We start from the raw sequence: 16,555 nt of genomic DNA, 5'->3' as shown, positions 1-16,555 counted from the left end.
ATTAACAGAGCAGCCACTCTATTAATGAGGGGTGCGTCATCATGCAGGGGTGCGCACCGTGAATCCCGAAGTCCATGCCCGCCGCCGCGCCGCGATCGTCGAGGCCGCCGCCGCCGAGTTCGCCGCCCACGGCGTCGACGGGACCAGCACCGCGGCGATCTGCCGCCGGGCCGGCATCGGCTCCGGCACCCTCTTCCACTACTTCGCCACCAAACGCGAGCTGTTCCACGCGGTCTTCGCCGATGATCTGCCCCGTACCGCCCGGCGCTGCGCCGAGGCGCTCGCCGCCCCCGATCCGGACACCGGCCTCGACCACCTCACCGACCACCTGATCGGCGAACTCACCGACCCGCTGGCCCCCGGCCTCGCCTCCGCCGCCGCCCTCCAGGCCAACCGCGACCCGGAGTTCGCCCGGCTGCTCACCTCCCTGGACGCCCAGCTCCAGGAGGCGTTGACCACTCTGCTGGCACGGCTGGCGGATCTCCCCGGCCGCGCCCTGCCGCTGCCCGCGCCGTCCGCCGCCCGGTGGATCCGCAACCTCATCGACGCCGCCCATCTCGCCGACGAGAGCGCGGACCGCACGGCCACCGTCGCCGAACTCCGGGTGATCACCGGGTGGTTGACGGGGCGGAAACAGTAGCCGGGAAATACCCGGGAATTCCGCCGCGCCTCTCCTCCGACTCCTTCACGGTATTGATTGTTTCCTCCCCCGGGCCTTTCACCGTCCCTTCCGCCTCCTCGCGGGAAGGGCGGCGATTGAGCCGATCGGGTCACCCCCGCCCCCGAGGGCGTGTGGCGAATGCACGGCACACGTTCAGTGATTAGATGCGGCCGTGGGATGCGAAGGGGAGCCGGGCCGCCCGCGCCATTCGGGTGAATTCAGGGGCCGCACCCGCATTCCGCAGCGGCGTACCGGGACCTCGCCGCCCACCTGCTCCGGCACGGTATGCGGCCCGTTCCGGTACGGAAATCCGTCCGTTCCGAGGCGAGGAGAGCAAGGTGACCGCCCTGCAGCTGTCGGTCGTGGTGCCGTGCTTCAACGAGGCAGCGGTCATCGAGAAGTTCCACACGGCACTCGTCACCACCCTCGACCGGACCGGGGAGCCCTTCGAGGTCTGTTACGTGGACGACGGCAGCGCCGACCGCACCGGCGCGCTGCTGCGTTCCCTCGCCGTGGCCGACCCCCGGGTGCGCTACACCTTCTTCAGCCGGAATTTCGGCAAGGAAGCCGCCATGCTCGCCGGGCTGCGGATGGCGCGCGGCGCCGCGGTGGTGCTGATGGACGCCGACCTCCAGCACCCGCCGGAGCTGATCCCGCGGATGGTCGCCCTCCAGCGGCACGGCTACGACCAGGTCGTACCGCGCCGCGACCGCGCCGGTGACGGACTGGTGCGCACCGCGCTCAGCCGCGCCTACTACACGCTGGTGCGCCGTTTCATGGAGGTCGAACTGGTCGACGGCGCCGGGGATTTCCGGCTGCTGTCCCGGCGCGCGGTGGACAGCGTCCTCACCCTCCCGGAGAGCAACCGCTTCTCGAAAGGCATCTTCTCCTGGATCGGATTCGACACGGTCACCTTCCGGTACCGCAATGCCGAACGCGCCGCGGGCTCGTCGAAATGGGGCAGCAGAAGGCTGCTGAATTACGGTATCGACGGCCTGCTGTCGTTCAACAACCGCCCGCTGCGCCTCGCGATCTACGCCGGACTCTGGGTTTTCCTCTCCGCGCTCGCCTACGCCCTGTGGGTCGTCGCGAATGTCGCCCTGAACGGCGCGAACGTACCGGGTTACGCGACGCTGCTGACCGCCGTCGTCGCACTGAGCGGAATCCAGCTCGTCACCCTCGGGGTCATCGGCGAATACGTCGGCCGCATCTACCACGAGGCGAAACGGCGGCCGCCGTACGTCGTCCGGGAGACCGACGCCTCTCCGGCGGCCGATCCGCTGCCCGTGACCGTACCGGCGGCGGCCGCGGCGGAGCCCGAGCCGGGCCGCGCGCACCTCCGGGCGCCCCGGCAGTTCGTGACGTTCGCGCTGATCGGCTGCGTCAACACCGGCGTGTACCTCGCCGTGTACGCGGCGCTCAACCGCGTCATCCCCTATCTCGCCGCGCACGTACTGGGCTACGCCGTCAGCACGCTCGGGTCGTTCCTGCTCAACTCGCGCGTCACCTGCCGGGCCCGGCCCACCTGGCGCGGTCTCGTCCGCTACCCGCTGTCCAGCCTGTTCAACCTGGTGGCCTCCGGCGTCCTGCTCTACGTCGCGGTCAGCCGGTTCGGTGTGGAGCGCAACCTCGCCGCGCTCGCCGCCGGCGTCCTCGTCACCCCCGTCTCCTTCCTGCTCGCCCGGTGGGCCATCACCTCGGGCGACGCGGCGTCCGCCCCCCGGCGCCGGCCGGCCGCCCCGCTCCGGCGCCCGGCCGACCGGCCCGAGGCGGGCTGATCACCTCATGGACCGGCCGCCCCGGGCGGCGACGTCGAAAGGCAGTACCGCCATGGCCGACCGCGCCACCGGCACCACCGTCCCCCGCGAACCGGGCCCGCCGCCGCAGCGGGCGCACCGGAGCGCGGCACCCCGGGCCACCCCCCGGCCCGGCGGCCGCCGGCTGGCGCTGCTCGCCCTCGCCCCGCTGGCGCCGCTGGCCGCCGCGGCGTGGGCGGGCCGCTGGGTGCGGCCGAGCGGCGACGAGTGGTGCTTCCTGCCGGTGGTCCGCGACGGCGGGATCGCCGCGCTGGTCGACACCTTCTACGCCAAGGACAACGGGCGCGTCGTCAACGCCCTGCTGGTCGGCGCGTACGCCGAGTTCGGTGTGCCGGGGCACCAGTGGTTCCCGCTGCTCAGCGGCGTGGTGATGCTGGGAGTCCTGTGGGCGGTGACCGCGGCGGTGCTGCGCCGGGCCGCCCTCACGGCGCCCCGGGGCACCGCGCCGCTCGTCGCCGGTGTCGTCACGGCGCTCTTCCTCCTCGCCTCCCGGAACACGTACAAGACGTTCTTCTGGCCCGCCGCTTCGGTGTCGCACACGCTGCCGCCGGTGCTCGCCTGCGCGGCGGCGCTGCCGCTGCTGCGGGCCCGGAGCCGCGCCGGACGGCGGGCGGCGCTCGCCACCGTCCTCGTCGCGGGTGTCCTCATGGCGACGCTCTCGGAGGAGACCACCGTCATCGCCGTACTCTCCCTGACCGCGGCCTGGCTGCTGGCCGGGCGGATCGCCGGGGAGGGCGCCCGGCCCTTCCTGCGGCGGTGGTGCGCGGCGGGGCTCGCGGGCTGTCTGGCCGGCGGGGTGGTGCTGTACACCTCCCCGGGGCTGCGGATCCGCCGTGAGCGGCACGGCGCGGGTACCTCCGAGATGTTCGCCGCCGATTCCCTGCTCGGCGCACTGGAGGGATTCGCCCGCATCCTCGGCATGCTGCTGACGAACCGGGCCTACCTCGCCGCCGTCGCCGCGGGCGTACTGCTCGCCCTGCTCGCACGGCCCGCCCCCGGCGCACCGCCCCGCCCGGCGCGCCCCGTCGCCCTGCTGACCGCCGCCGCCGTCGTGGTCTTCCTGGTCTCCGGCTACCTCTGCACGCTGCTGGCCTATCCCGTCTTCGGCGGCCACGTGACGTCCTCGACCCGCATCTGGAACGACTTCGTCCTGCCGTATCTGCTGCTGCTCACCGGCGCGGGCGCACTCCTGGGACGGGCCGTGCGGCGGCGGTGCCGACGGACCGGGCCGCCGCTCGCCGCCGCCGCGGCGGTGTGCGCCGTGGTCTGCGCGGCGCTGCTGCTCTCCGTGGCCCACCTCGACGCCGCCATGCGGACGCGGGCCCACGCGTGGGAGCGGCAGGACCGGTCGCTGCGCGCCGAGGCCGCCGCGGGCGCCAGGACCGCGCCGTACACCCCGCTGGTCATCGCCGACATGACGGAGCCGTTCGACGCGCACGGCGAACCGCGCTGGTCGGCGGCGTGCGCCGCGCGCTACTACCACCTCGACCGCCTCACCCTCGGGACCCGGCAGCCCTGACGCCTCCGCCGTCCGGGTGAACGCCACGGCGCGCCGGTTTCCGCCGTACCCGGCGGCGGCACCCTCCCACCGGCGGCCCGCCCCTGTGGAGGGCGGCCACCCCTGCGGTGAGGTCTTGCCCAGGCACACCGGGAGGGCACATGGCTGACGGACCACGCACCGGCCGGCGGCCTTCGCTCCCCGGCCCCCTCGCGGTGACGGCGGCGCTGCTGCTCCTGGCCCTGACACTGACCGCGCTGCTGACACCGGGCCGTCCCGCCGCCACCGGCGAGCCGGCGCGGCCCTGGGACGGCGACCGGGCCGCGCCCTGCCACCGGACGCTGGTGGGCGTCGCGCACGAGGACGACGACCTGCTCTTCCTCACCCCGTCCGTCCAGCGGCTGCTGACCGCCCGCTGCCCGGTGCACACCGTCTACCTGACCACCGGCGACGCGGGCCGTGCAGGGCCCCGCGGCGCGTACGTCCTCGACCGCCAGCACGGTGTCCGCGCCGCCTACGCGCAACTGGCCGGTGCCCGCGACGCCTGGCGCCACGACGATCTCGCGGTACGCGGAACGCTGATCCCGTCCTTCACGCTCGCCGGGCGTCCCGAGGTCCGTCTGACCTTCTTCGGCCTGCCGGACGGCCTCCCGCACGGCGAGGGCAGCGCCGCCCACCACCGCCAGAGCCTGCAAAAGCTCTTCCGGGGCGAGCGCCGCGTCCTGCACTCCACCGACGGCACCCGTTCCTACACCGACGCCTCCCTCACCGACGCGCTGGCCGCACTGGCCCGGGAGACCGAGGCGGACCGTTTCCGGACGCTGGACTTCGACGCCACCCGCTTCGGCGCCCCCGCCGCCCGCCTCGCCGACCACAGCGACCACGCCGTCGCCGCCCGCTACTTCCGGCGCGCCGCCTTCGCCGTCCGCGACCACCCCGACGTCCGCGGCTACCTCGGCTACCCGCTGACCACCCTGCCCGCCAACCTGACGCCGCGGGCAGGCCCGGAAGACAGCGGCGTTCGGCGCGTATCTGCGCGGTGTCACCTGCGCCCCGCTCCACTGCCCCCGGCCGCGTCCGACGGGCCTGTACCGCGGCTGGCTGGCGCGGGAGTACCCGCTGACGCACCGGGCGCCGCGCGGCGGCGAGATCCTGTCCGGCATCGGCGGCGCCGACGGACCGGGCCCCGCGGAACGCTGCCTGGACGCCGGCGGCGCCCCCGCCGCCCGGACCCGCCCCTGCGACGGCTCCCCCGGCCAGTCGTGGACGTACGGACCCGGCGGGCTGCTGCGCCCGGCGGCCGGGCACCTCTGTCTGACGGCCGCCACCGCACCGGGCCTGGCCCCGTGCGACGCGTCGCCCGGCCAAAGGTGGTGGACCGACGGCCGGGGCCGGATCGGCTCCGGCGACCGCTGCCTGTACCAGGACGACCTGGCCAGGCCCGCGCCCGTCCTGCGCCTGGCCCCCTGCACGCCGTACCGTCCCGAACTCCTCTGGCGCCGCTGAGCCCGCCCCTCCCACCCCGTCGAACACACCCCGGCAAGCGGGTACGGGAGTTCGACGGACACGCCGACGCGGGCGGACCTCCTTGCACCCCTTGGCGTTCAGTTGTCCCGAATCCCGGGGCAGGGGCGGCGACTTCCGTCAAGGTGGCGCGCGAAAACGCGTACCACTACCCGAAGGATCCCCGAATGAGAATGACCGACACGGCGCTGGACTGGCTGGTTCCGGGGGCGCTGCTGCTCGCCGGGGTGCTGACCGCCGGGGGTGTCCTGCTGTTCAGGCGGACGGCGAACCGGCCGTCGTCCGGTGAGGACTCCTGGGAGCGCGGCGAGGAGCGCCGCCGCCGCAAGGAAGCCGTCTACGCCATGGCCTCCTACCTGCTGCTGTTCTGCTGCGCGGCGGTGGCCGCGGCGCTGTCCTTCCACGGCCTGGTCGGTTTCGGCAAGCAGAACCTCAACCTCTCCGGCGGCTGGGAGTACCTCGTCCCCTTCGGGCTCGACGGCGCGGCGATGTTCTGCTCCGTGCTCGCCGTGCGCGAGGCCAGCCACGGGGACGCGGCGCTCGGCTCGCGGATGCTGGTGTGGACGTTCGCCGGGGCGGCCGCGTGGTTCAACTGGGTGCACGCGCCGCGCGGCCTGGACCACGCGGGCGCGCCGCAGTTCTTCGCCGGGATGTCGCTGTCGGCGGCCGTCCTCTTCGACCGGGCGCTGAAGCAGACCCGCCGCGCCGCGCTGCGGGAGCAGGGTCTGGTGCCGCGTCCGCTGCCGCAGATCCGCGTGGTGCGGTGGCTGCGGGCGCCCCGGGAGACGTTCGCCGCCTGGTCGCTGATGCTGCTGGAGGGGGTGCGGTCGCTGGACGAGGCGGTCGAGGAGGTCCGGGAGGACCGCCGGGAGAAGACCCGGCGCCGACTGCACCGCCGCGACCAGGGGCGCATCGACCGGGCCCGGATCCGGGCGCTCAACCGGCAGCACCGGAGCTGGGGCCTGCGCCGGGCGGCCCGCCAGGTGCCGGTCGAGCCGTCCGCGGCCCCGGCCGGTGCGCTGCCGGAGCCCGGCGCCGTACCGGACGGGGCGCCGCGGCCGCAGCCCGTCGGCGAGGCGCGGCAGGCGCCCGCGGGTGCGCTGCCGACCGCCGCCCGCCCGGCGCTGAAGGCCGTCGACGGCGCGGAGGCCGAGGGGCGTTCCGCCGGGGCCCGTCCGCAGACCGTCGATCTGACGGCGGAGGACGACACCCAGACGCTGCCGCGGCTGGACTCCCTGGAGGAGAAACTCGCCGCGATCGAGCGGCAGTTCGGCTGAGCGCGGGCGGACCGCGCCGCCTCAGGCCGGTCCGCTCCCCAGCTCGAACCAGACGCTCTTGCCGAACGCGTGCGGCAGCACTCCCCAGGCGTCGGCCAGGGAGCGGACGAGTATCAGCCCCCGGCCCGAGGTGCCGTCACCCGTCGGCGGACGCGGTTCGGGCCGGGCGGAGGCGCAGTCCCGCACCTCGACCCGCAGCCGGTCGGTGACGGTCGCGGTGAGCTGCGCGCCGCCCGCGGTGTGCACCAGGGCGTTGGTGACCAGCTCACTGACGAGCAGCGCCGCCGTGTCGAAGAGCCCGGCGGGCACCGGGCCGTCCCAGCGCCGCAGTAACTCCCGTAACGCGCGCCGCACTTCCGCCACCGCGCCGAGATCGGCCGGGCGGATCCTCCGCTCCAGTACGTCCGGTTCGCGGGCGGCCACCGCGGTGGCCCGGCCCCCCTCGGCCGCCGCTTCGTATCGTTCGCCGTCCTCGCGCCGCACAGGCTGACGCATCCTCTCCCCCGCCCCGAACAACGTCTCACCGGCTCTTCTCGAACAGCTTCACGGAGATGCATGCCCACGGGGCAAGGCGGCATGCTTCGACTTTCACAGGTCCACCCCACCGGGTGGCGGGCCGGACGCGGAACGCCGCGATCCGGCCACCCGGCATTCACCTCTTGCATGAGGGGACGTCACATACGGGGAATGTTGCGCAGGTTGGACCGCGCCATCTGAAGCATCCGGCCGACACCGCCGTCCAGCACGATCTTCCCTGCGGAGAGCGCGAAACCGGACACCATCTCGGCGCTGACCTTCGGCGGGATGGACAGCGCGTTGGGGTCGGTGACGACGTCGACCAGCGCGGGCCCCTTGTGCGCGAACGCCTCACGCAGCGCGCCCCGCAGCTGTTTGGGCTTCTCCACCCGGATGCCGTGCGCGCCCGCCGCCCGCGCGACGGCGGCGAAGTCCGGGTTGCGGTTGCTGGTCCCGTACGACGGCAGGCCCGCGACCAGCATCTCCAGCTCGACCATGCCGAGGGAGGAGTTGTTGAACAGCACCACCTTGACCGGCAGTCCGTACTGGACGAGCGTGAGGAAGTCGCCCATCAGCATCGTGAAGCCGCCGTCGCCGGACATCGAGACGACCTGCCGCCCGGGGTCGATGAACTGCGCGCCGATCGCCTGCGGCAGCGCGTTCGCCATGGAGCCGTGGGTGAACGAACCGATCACCCGGCGGCGGCCGTTGGGCGTCAGGTAGCGGGCGGCCCAGACGTTGCACATGCCGGTGTCGACGGTGAACACCGCGTCGTCGGCGGCCTCCTCGTCGAGGACGGAGGCGACGTACTCGGGGTGGATCGGGACGTGCTTCTCGACCTTGCGGGTGTAGGCACTGACCACGCCCTCCAGCGCGTCGGCGTGCTTCTTGAGCATCCGGTCGAGGAAGGCGCGCCGCGATTTGATCTGCACCTTCGGCGTCAGACAGCGCAGCGTCTCGCGGACGTCGCCCCAGACGCCGAGGGCGAGTTGGGAGCGGCGGCCGAGGTGTTCGGGCCGGACGTCGATCTGGACGATCTTCACATCGTCGGGGAGGAACGCGTTGTACGGGAAGTCGGTGCCGAGCAGGATCAGCAGATCGCACTCGTGGGTCGCCTCGTACGCGGCGCCGTAGCCGAGCAGCCCGCTCATGCCGACGTCGTACGGGTTGTCGTACTGGATCCACTCCTTGCCGCGCAGGGCGTGGCCGACGGGGGCCTTGACGCGTTCGGCGAACTCCATCACCTCGGCGTGGGCGCCCGCGGTGCCGCTGCCGCAGAACAGGGTGATCTTGCCGGCGGCGTCGACGAGTTCGGCGAGCCGGTCGATCTCGGCGTCACCGGGACGGACCGACGGCCGGGCGGTGACCAGGGCGTGTTCGATGGCGCGGTCGGGCGCGGCTTCGGCCGCGATGTCGCCGGGCAGCGAGACGACGGCGACGCCGCTGCGGCCGACGGCGTGCTGGATGGCGGTCTGCAGGACCCGCGGCATCTGCTGACGGCTGGAGATCAGCTCGCTGTAGTGGCTGCACTCGGCGAACAGCCGGTCGGGGTGGGTCTCCTGGAAGTAGCCGGTGCCGATCTCGCCGGCGGGGATGTGCGAGGCGAGCGCGAGGACCGGGGCCATCGAGCGGTGGGCGTCGAAGAGCCCGTTGATGAGGTGGAGGTTGCCCGGTCCGCAGGATCCGGCGCAGGCGGTCAGCTTGCCGGTGACCTGTGCCTCGGCGCCCGCGGCGAACGCGGCGGTCTCCTCGTGCCGGACCTGGATCCAGTCGATCGCCCGGGAGCGGCGGATCGCGTCGACGACGGGATTGAGGCTGTCACCGACGACGCCGTACAGCCGCTGCACCCCGGCCCGTACCAGGATGTCCACGAATTGCTCGGCCACGGTCTGCTTCGCCATGTCCCGCTCGCTCCTTCACCGCCGTCGGTGGACCGCTTCGTCCCTCCCATGAACCCACGGGGCGGCGGGACGCGCCTCCGGGACCACCCGGGTGGGCGGTGGGGAGGGCTCCGGGGCACGGGGCCGCGGGGCGGGCAACGGGGCGCCCGCCGGTCGGGGGCGCCCGCACGGTGGCCGCGCTCCGGTGGGCGTGCGCTGCGTGCGGCTACGCCGCCGCCCGATGCCGGAGCAGGGGACGGTCGGCGGCGCGGGCCGGTGGGGCGGCCGGATGACGCGGGTACGCGTGTGCGGGGCAGGTGGGCGGGCGCTCGTGCCGCGTACAGGGGCGGGGCGGGGCGTGGGCGTACGGTCGCCCCGCCGCCGTCGGAGCGACCGGGTGGGGCTCGGCGGACGGCCCGGTGGCACCCTGTCCGCCGAGTGGCCGGTGCGCCCGGGTGCCGCCGCGTCCGGCCGGGGGCCGTCGCGGCGTGGGGCGTACGGCCGGGTGCGGCGCCCCCCGGCCGTACGGGAACCGGTACGCCCTTCGGGTGGGGCGTACGGCACGTCCGGCGGGCACACGCCGCCGCCCCACGTCTCCCCTGTCTCTCCGTCCGTGGGCTACGTGTCCCACACCCCGACGGCCGTGCGGTCGCGGGCGTGGCCCTTGACGCGGATCTGGGCGGAGGCGAGGAAGGAGGTCAGGCCGGGGGGTTCGGGGGTGGAGAAGTCGGTGGCCAGGCGGGCGGCGAGGGCCGGTTCGTCGGCGAGCGGTTCGGCGAGTCCGGCGCTGCACAGCAGCAGGGTGTCACCGCGCCGCCCGGTGACGGTCGTGAAGAGGAACGGCGCGGGGCGGGACGCGCCGTTCCGGGCCGGGGCGGAGACCTGGGGGGCGCCGGCGGGGCCCGGCGGGAAGGTGTCCGGGACGGCGGCGGAAGCCGGCGCGTGGGCGCCCGGTGTGAGGGCTGGGTCCGGCGCGGAGGGTCCCGGCGGGGGCGGCCCCTGGCCGGGCGCGGACGGGACCGGCTCCCGGTCCTGGGCGGCCGATTCGAGGTCTTCCCAGACACCGCCGCGCAACCGCAGGAAGCCGCCCTCACCGACGCCGAAGAAGACCCGCGTACGGCATGCCGGGTCGGCGGGCAGCAGCAGGCAGCGCACCGCCGCCGGGGGTTCCGGTGCTCCGCCGGTCACCGCGCCACGCGCCCGCAGCTTGCCGTAGCCGCGGTCGGCGAGCCGCTGGAGCCCGGACCGCAGGGCGCTGCGGTGGCCCGATCGCAGGTCCTCCGCCAGCCGGGTGCAGCTACGGGCCACGGCCCCGCCGATCCAGGCGCAGGCGTCGTGCGCGGCACGCGGGTCCCCACCGGCCGGCCCGGACGCGACGGCCGCCAGGAGCAGGGTGTGCGCACCCGTGCCGAACCGCGCCAGCAACAGCGCGTCCCGGCGGGGCGCGCCCCGGTAGCGCGCCGAGTCCCCGCGCTGCGAGACGGCACGGAGCGTCAACGAGCCGTACTGCGCCCCGTCCAGCACGGTGTCCGGCACCAACTGCCCGAGCCCCGCCGGTTCGACGACCGGCAACGCCACCGGCTCCGCCGCGTACGTGGGCGGCCGGTCCCCGATGAACCCGGGGGCGGTCGGCGCCGGGTGGGGGGCGACGGGAAGTTGCGCGGTGGCTCCGAACGGCTCCGTCCCGGTGGGCGGTGCGACCGGGGTGGCGGGGCGCGCCTCGGACGTCGGAGCGGGAGCACCGGGACCCGGATCGAGGCGGGCGGCCCCGGTGGGCGGTGCGGTGGGGGTGGCCGGTGCGGCCGGAGCGGTCGCTTCTTCAGCCGGGGGTGGGACGTTGCTGGAGGAGGACGAGGTGGCTTCGGCATCCGGCTGAGGCCCTGGCTCTGGCTCTGGCTCTGGCCCCGGCCCTGGCTCCAGATTCGGCTCCGGCCACGGCTCGGAGCCCGGCTCAGGTTCCAACCCCGGCCCAGGACCCGGTTCCAGCTCGGTCTCCACCTCGGGCTCGGGCTCGGGCGCCAGCCCAGGCCCAGGCCCCGGCTCAGGCCCCATGCTCGATCCGTAGCCAGCCCCGGTGGCTGTTCCGGGGAACCCGGTGGGCGCGGCTCCCGTGCCCCGTAGGGCCGTGGCAGCTGATGTCGCCTCGGGGGACGGGGCGGGCGGGAGGTCAGGTGCGGTCTCGGCCCGTACCGCCTCGGCGGGGTGTGTCGCGAGAGCCGGGGCCGTCACGGGCGGTGGTGCGGTTGAGGGGGTCACGGTGCCGGGCGGGGGCGTGCCGGGACGCGGTCGCACGTCGGCGGCCGACGGCGGAGCTGCGGGCGGCGGTGCGGCGGCTGTGGCAGACCGTTGCGCCCGGGGCCGGTCCGCCGGGAGCGGTTGCGGTGCGGGCGGGGTGCGGGGGCCCGCGCCGGGGCGGGTGGTCGGGAGCTCCTCCGGGAGCAGCAACCCGGGCGGGAGGGGCCCGGACCGGAACGGCCAGGGTGGCGCGTCGGCGGCGGACTGCCCGGTCGGCAGTTCTTCCGGCGGCAGCAACCCGGGCGGCAGCAGCCCCACGGCCGGAAGCGGAGCCGGGCCAGGCGTGCCGCCCGACGGAAGCGGGGCCGGCCCCGGCGTGCCATCCGCCGGAAGCGGGGCCAGGACCGGCGTGCCGTCCGACGGAAGCGGAGCCGGGCCCGGCGTGGTGTCCGCCGGTACCGGGGCGTCCGGGAGGGGCGGGGCCGCCTCGGCGGGCGAGGCTCCGGGCCGGTCTCCGGGGCCGGGGGCCGGGGGCGGCTCCGGGCCGTTCCCGGACGTCGGAGGTGCGGGCCGGGCGCCGGGACCGGCGGGCGGGGGCTCGGGCCCGTCGTCCGGCGGTTGCCCGACCGGGGCCGGGGAGGGCGGCGCGAAGGACGACGGGCCGGAGGGCGGAGCGGTGGGCGGGGCGGTGGGCGGGGCGGTGGGCGGGGCGGTGGGCGGCACCGTGGGAGCCCCCGGGCCCGCCCCCGGAGCCGTATGCAACGCGCGGAGGGCCGAGGCGACGCGTTCGTCGAGGGTGTCGGTGGCTGCGGAGGGGCCGGTGTCGGTCGGGGGCGTGGTGGCCAGGCCGGTGCGGCCCGGGTGGTCGCGGTCGGGACGGATGTCCCCGTAAAGCTGCCGCCACCAGTCGTCTTCCGGCCCGCGGCGTGGTGCGCCCTGCTGGTTCATGCGCCGTATTGTCCATGCGCCGGCGGCCGGGAAACAGGGCGCGAAGAGATGTTCGGACGGGCGCTCCACCGGACGGTTCGGACGGCCGCGGGCACGTCCCGGACCGGCGGCGACCGGCGCATCCGGTGGCCCCGGGGCGCGTACCACGCGGGCGGGCGCCCGGCGTCCCGGTGGGACCGGTCCGGGGAGCGCGTTCGGGGTACGTCGGGCAGGCTTGGGCCATGAGCGTGCACAGCCTGCCGGGACGGGGGGCCGCCGGGCCGGGACGCGGCCGGGCGGGGGTGGCCGCCGGGCCCGCCGGGAGCGCCGGATGAGCGGCTGGCAGCTGCTCGGCGTCGGGCTGGTGCTGCTGCTCGGGCTGTTCGGGGTGCTGGTTCCTGGTGTGCCCGGGACGCCCATCGTCTGGGCGGGGGTGCTGTGGTGGGCGATGACGGAGCAGACATCGGTGGCGTGGGCGGTGCTGATCGCCGCCACCGCGCTGCTCCTGCTCCAGCAGGCGGTGAAGTTCCTGCTGCCGACGCGCAACCTGCGGGCCGTGGGCACGCCGTACCGCGTGCTGTTCCTGGCCGGTACCGCCGGGATCGTCGGGTTCTTCGTGATTCCGGTGATCGGCGGCCCGCTCTGCGCCCTCGGCACGCACTACCTGCTGGAACGGGTCCGGCTCGGCAGCCACGGCGACGCCTGGGCCGCCACCCGTACGGCGCTGCGGGCCGTCGGGCTGAGTGTGCTGGTGGAGCTGTTCGCCTGTCTGCTGGTGGTGGGCGCGTGGGCGGGCGCGGTGCTCGCGGGGTGAGGCGGCGCACCGGGCGTGGGCCCGGCGGGGCCCCGGGCGCGCCCCGGCTCTCACCCGGCGGCGAGCGCGGGCAGCGCGAACGTGCCGTACGGGACCAGGCCCGCGTGCCACAGGTGGTGCAGGGCGTAGGCGCGCCACGGCCGCCAGGCGTCGGGGGCACCGTCCGGGCCCGCGTCCGGGTCGCCCAGGGCCCGCATCCGGAGGCGGCCCGTGGTCCGCGCGCCGACACCGGGCAGCGTGCGCAGCACCCGTACGGCGGTGGCGCGGTCGGCGCCCGCCCCGAGGTCGAGGGTGCCGTCGGCGAGCGCGGCGCACAGGGCCCGGACCGGCGCGCCGCCCCGGGCGGCGAGGAGGTCGCCGGGGGCCGGGAACACGTGGGTGAGCCCGCCGTCGGCGGCGTCCAGGGGGGTGCCGTACGCGGCGACCAGCTCCGCGGCGCGCTCCGGGGGCCCGCCGAGCACCGCTTTGACGGCCAGTTCCTCGGGGTCGGCGGCGCCCGGTGAGCGCAGCCCCGGGCGGGCGGCGACGAGCGGGCCCAGCAGCGGATCGCCGCCCAGCCGCTCGGCGACGGCGTACGGGTCGGCGTCCAGGTCGAAGAGGCGCCGCAGCCGCTGGACGGCGGTGGCCAGGTCCCGCGGGTCGGTCAGCCGCAACCGGCACTCCAGCCAGCCGCCGTCCGCGGCCCGCGCCGCGCCGCCCTCCGCCGCGCGCGCCCGCCGCCGGGCCGCGCCGCCGGTGGCCTCGTCGATCTCGGCGATGGCGGTGCCGTAGCTGAGCCGCAGGGTGCGCCGGTACGTGCGGCAGCCGCGCGGGCCGGTCGTCTCCTCGACGCCGGGGACGGCTTCGGCGGTGAGGAAGTCGAAGAGTTCGGCGGCGGCGTACGGGCCGCGGTACGCCAGGCGCAGCGGTATGCCGTGGGGCGCGGGGCCGTCCGCCGCGCGCCGGGCGGGGCTGCGGGGCGCGGCGGCGCGCAGTTCGCGCGGGGTTCCGGCGTAGATCTCCCGCATCGTGTCGTTGAACTGGCGGATGCTGGCGAATCCGGCGGCGAACGCCAATTGGGTGACGGGCAGCTCGGTGGTCTGGAGGAGCACCCGCGCGGTGTGCGCGCGGCGGGCACGGGCCAGCGCCACCGGCCCCGCGCCCAGTTCGGCGGTGAGTTGCCGCTGGACCTGGCGGGTGCTGTAGCCGAGGCGGCGGGCGAGCCCGGCGACGCCCTCCCGGTCGACGACGCCGTCGCCGATGAACCGCATGGCCCGGCCGACGAGATCGGCCCGGACGTTCCACTCGGCGGAGCCCGGTACGGCGTCCGGGCGGCAGCGGCGGCAGGCCCGGAATCCGCCCGCCTGCGCGGCGGCGGCCGAGGGGAAGAACCGCACGTTGGCGCGTTTCGGGGTGAGGGCGGGACAGCTCGGGCGGCAGTAGATCCCGGTGGTCGTCACGGCGAAGAAGAACTCCCCGTCGAACCGCGCGTCCCGGCTGGACACCGCCTCGTACCGGGTCTCGTCGTCCCCGGCACCACCATGCCGGGCGCCGTCGTGCCTGGTCCCGTCATCCCTCATGCCTCCCAGTGTGCGCCGCGGCCGGGGCCGGGACCGGCGGAAATCGGACGTGGGCGTGGGCGGCGGGAAGCCCGGCCGGTACGAAGCGGGGCGGGCGGGAGCCGCCGGGTCCCCGGACGACCGGCGGTGCCGGCACGTCCTGGCGCCCGCGTCGCCCCGTACGGGCGGGAAGCCGTCCCGTACAGGCGGGAAAGCGGCCCGGTGCCGCCCCGGGCGTGATTTTCCGCCATTGATATGCGCTGATATCCGCCGGGCCGGCGGCCGTGAAACCGCGAAGTCCCTTTTCCCGTAAGGGAGAACCCCGGTTTGTCCCCGGGATTCCCTCAACGGCCGGGCGTGTGGCCCGCGGTCACGGATACGGTGTGGGCTCTCGCTGCTTTTGGGCTCCACCGCATTCCGGGCACCACCGTCCCCCGATGAGGCGCCGTTCATGACCGAGCAACTGCTTCCGGAGAACCCCAGGTCCACGCGGTACAGGACGTACGTCGTGGCCATATGCACGGCCGCGTACGTGCTGTCCTTCGTCGACCGCCAGGCGCTGTCCTTGATGATCGAGCCCGTAAAGCGCGATCTCAGCCTGACGGACACCCAGTTCAGCCTGCTCAGCGGACTCGCCTTCTCTCTTCTGTACGCGGTGATGGGGCTGCCCATCGCCGCGCTGGCGGACCGCCGCTCCCGGCCCGTGATCATCTCCGTCGGCATCGCGCTGTGGAGCCTGGCCACCGCGGTCTCCGGCCTCAGCAAGGGCTTTGCGCACATGTTCCTCGCCCGGATAGGCGTGGGGGTCGGGGAGGCGGCGCTGACACCGTCCGCGTACTCGATGTTCAGCGACATGTTCCCCAAGGACAGGCTGGGCCGCGCCCTCGGGGTCTACTCGCTCGGCTCGTTCCTCGGGGGCAGCGCCGCCTTCTTCATCGGCGGATACGTCATCGGGCTGGTCAAGGACGTCGACGCGCTGTCCCTGCCGCTGGTCGGTGACGTCCACGCCTGGCAGCTGACCTTCTTCGTCATCGGTCTGCCCGGTCTGCTGCTCGCGGCGCTGTTCTTCCTGACGGTCCGCGACCCGGAACGGCGCGGACTGGCCCGGGACGCCTCGGGCGCCGTACGGAAGGTGGCGATGCGCGAGGTGTTCACCTTCCTCCGCGGCCACGCGAAGACGGTCCTCCACCACCACGCCGGCTTCGCCCTCTCCGCGGTGGTGCTCCTCGGTCTCATGGCGTGGGCGCCGGCCTTCTACCTCCGTACGTTCGGGATGACCCCGACCCAGGCGGGATACGCGCTGGGCGTCGTCGTGCTCGTGGCCAACGGCTCCGGTGTGCTCTTCGGCGGCCGGCTCGTCGACCGGTTCACCCGGCACGGCCACCCGGACGGGGCGATGCGCGCCGGGGTGGTCGGGGCCGTCGGCATGGCGGTGCCGGTCATCCTCTTCCCGCACGTCAGACCGGTGTGGCTGTCGCTGGCGCTGCTCGCGGTCACCATGTTCTTCTCCTCGTTCGCGATGCCCGCGTCGAGCGCCGCCGTGCAACTGCTCAGCCCGAACCAGATACGTGCCCAGGTGTCGGCGCTGTTCCTGCTGGTGCTGAGCCTGAGCGCGGTCGGCGTCGGCACCACACTGGTCGCCCTGGTCACCGACGGGCTCCTCGGCTCCGAGGCGCGTATCGGTACGTCCCTGTCGCTGGTGTACGGGATCTCCGCCGTCCTCAGCACCGTCCTGCTGTGGCGGGGCCTGGCGCCGTTCCGCCGCAGCATGGCCCGGCAGGAGAGCGCGACCGGCCAGGAGCCACGGGACGCGGTCGCGGACGGCGCGGCCGGCTGAGACCGGTCCGACCGGCGCCGAAGGGATCCGC

Annotated in this window: 11 protein-coding genes and 1 pseudogene; 8 read left to right on the top strand and 4 right to left on the bottom strand. The window is 75.3% G+C overall.

The features are described 5' to 3' along the window. Window positions 1-58 precede the first annotated feature (58 nt). From ACZ4M8_RS27030 to ACZ4M8_RS27005, 6 genes and pseudogenes are all read left to right on the top strand, one after another. Complete coding sequence (locus ACZ4M8_RS27030; protein WP_467611643.1) at window positions 59-640, top strand: TetR/AcrR family transcriptional regulator; 582 nt, start codon at window positions 59-61, stop codon at window positions 638-640. Window positions 641-999: 359 nt separating this feature from the next. Then, the gene (locus ACZ4M8_RS27025; RefSeq protein ID WP_467611641.1) at window positions 1,000-2,439 is read left to right on the top strand and encodes a glycosyltransferase; all 1,440 of its coding nucleotides are present in this window, start codon (window positions 1,000-1,002) and stop codon (window positions 2,437-2,439) included. 52 nt (window positions 2,440-2,491) lie between these two features. Continuing rightward, a complete protein-coding gene (locus tag ACZ4M8_RS27020) occupies window positions 2,492-3,997 on the top strand; it encodes a DUF6056 family protein (RefSeq protein WP_467611638.1) in 1,506 nt (501 codons plus the stop codon). A gap of 140 nt (window positions 3,998-4,137) precedes the next feature. Then, window positions 4,138-4,878: pseudogene (locus ACZ4M8_RS27015) on the top strand (PIG-L family deacetylase); the annotation flags it as partial. A gap of 130 nt (window positions 4,879-5,008) precedes the next feature. Continuing rightward, window positions 5,009-5,482, top strand: coding sequence for a ricin-type beta-trefoil lectin domain protein (locus ACZ4M8_RS27010; protein ID WP_467611861.1), 474 nt, complete (start codon window positions 5,009-5,011; stop codon window positions 5,480-5,482). Window positions 5,483-5,667: 185 nt separating this feature from the next. Then, complete coding sequence (locus ACZ4M8_RS27005) at window positions 5,668-6,777, top strand: DUF2637 domain-containing protein (RefSeq protein WP_467611858.1); 1,110 nt, start codon at window positions 5,668-5,670, stop codon at window positions 6,775-6,777. A 21-nt stretch (window positions 6,778-6,798) separates the two neighbouring features. Here the strand turns inward: ACZ4M8_RS27005 and ACZ4M8_RS27000 are convergent, their stop codons facing one another. The 3 genes from ACZ4M8_RS27000 to ACZ4M8_RS26990 form a co-directional block, all read right to left on the bottom strand. Continuing rightward, window positions 6,799-7,272, bottom strand: a complete 474-nt coding sequence (locus tag ACZ4M8_RS27000) for an ATP-binding protein (RefSeq protein WP_467611635.1) — start codon at window positions 7,270-7,272, stop codon at window positions 6,799-6,801. 179 nt (window positions 7,273-7,451) lie between these two features. Next, window positions 7,452-9,194: a pyruvate dehydrogenase gene (locus ACZ4M8_RS26995; RefSeq protein ID WP_467611632.1), complete on the bottom strand. Its 1,743-nt coding sequence runs from the start codon at window positions 9,192-9,194 to the stop codon at window positions 7,452-7,454. A gap of 597 nt (window positions 9,195-9,791) precedes the next feature. Next, window positions 9,792-10,745, bottom strand: a complete 954-nt coding sequence (locus ACZ4M8_RS26990) for a PP2C family serine/threonine-protein phosphatase (protein WP_467611629.1) — start codon at window positions 10,743-10,745, stop codon at window positions 9,792-9,794. Between the two features lie 1,921 nt (window positions 10,746-12,666). Between ACZ4M8_RS26990 and ACZ4M8_RS26985 the strand changes: the two genes are divergently transcribed. Continuing rightward, complete coding sequence (locus ACZ4M8_RS26985; RefSeq protein WP_467611626.1) at window positions 12,667-13,149, top strand: DUF456 domain-containing protein; 483 nt, start codon at window positions 12,667-12,669, stop codon at window positions 13,147-13,149. Window positions 13,150-13,199: 50 nt separating this feature from the next. On the opposite strand, the gene ACZ4M8_RS26980 is transcribed toward ACZ4M8_RS26985, so the two are convergent. Beyond that, window positions 13,200-14,708, bottom strand: a complete 1,509-nt coding sequence (locus tag ACZ4M8_RS26980) for a DNA-3-methyladenine glycosylase 2 family protein (RefSeq protein ID WP_467611623.1) — start codon at window positions 14,706-14,708, stop codon at window positions 13,200-13,202. A gap of 430 nt (window positions 14,709-15,138) precedes the next feature. Here ACZ4M8_RS26980 and ACZ4M8_RS26975 point away from each other — a divergent pair, with 430 nt between their 5' ends. Next, window positions 15,139-16,524, top strand: coding sequence for an MFS transporter (locus tag ACZ4M8_RS26975; protein ID WP_467611620.1), 1,386 nt, complete (start codon window positions 15,139-15,141; stop codon window positions 16,522-16,524). Window positions 16,525-16,555: the final 31 nt, after the last annotated feature.

Source organism: Streptomyces sp. NPDC027185 (genome assembly GCF_055567035.1).
This window is presented reverse-complemented; position numbering and strand designations above follow the sequence as displayed.

Bases quoted from the DNA above. Each gene is read 5' to 3' on its own strand.
- ACZ4M8_RS27020 (WP_467611638.1), top strand. From the start codon at position 2,492: ATGGCCGACCGCGCCACCGGCACCACCGTCCCCCGCGAACCGGGCCCG.
- ACZ4M8_RS27005 (WP_467611858.1), top strand. From the start codon at position 5,668: ATGAGAATGACCGACACGGCGCTGGACTGGCTGGTTCCGGGGGCGCTG.
- ACZ4M8_RS27000 (WP_467611635.1), bottom strand. From the start codon at position 7,272: ATGCGTCAGCCTGTGCGGCGCGAGGACGGCGAACGATACGAAGCGGCG.
- ACZ4M8_RS26995 (WP_467611632.1), bottom strand. From the start codon at position 9,194: ATGGCGAAGCAGACCGTGGCCGAGCAATTCGTGGACATCCTGGTACGG.
- ACZ4M8_RS26985 (WP_467611626.1), top strand. From the start codon at position 12,667: ATGAGCGGCTGGCAGCTGCTCGGCGTCGGGCTGGTGCTGCTGCTCGGG.
- ACZ4M8_RS26980 (WP_467611623.1), bottom strand. From the start codon at position 14,708: ATGAGGGATGACGGGACCAGGCACGACGGCGCCCGGCATGGTGGTGCC.
- ACZ4M8_RS26975 (WP_467611620.1), top strand. From the start codon at position 15,139: ATGACCGAGCAACTGCTTCCGGAGAACCCCAGGTCCACGCGGTACAGG.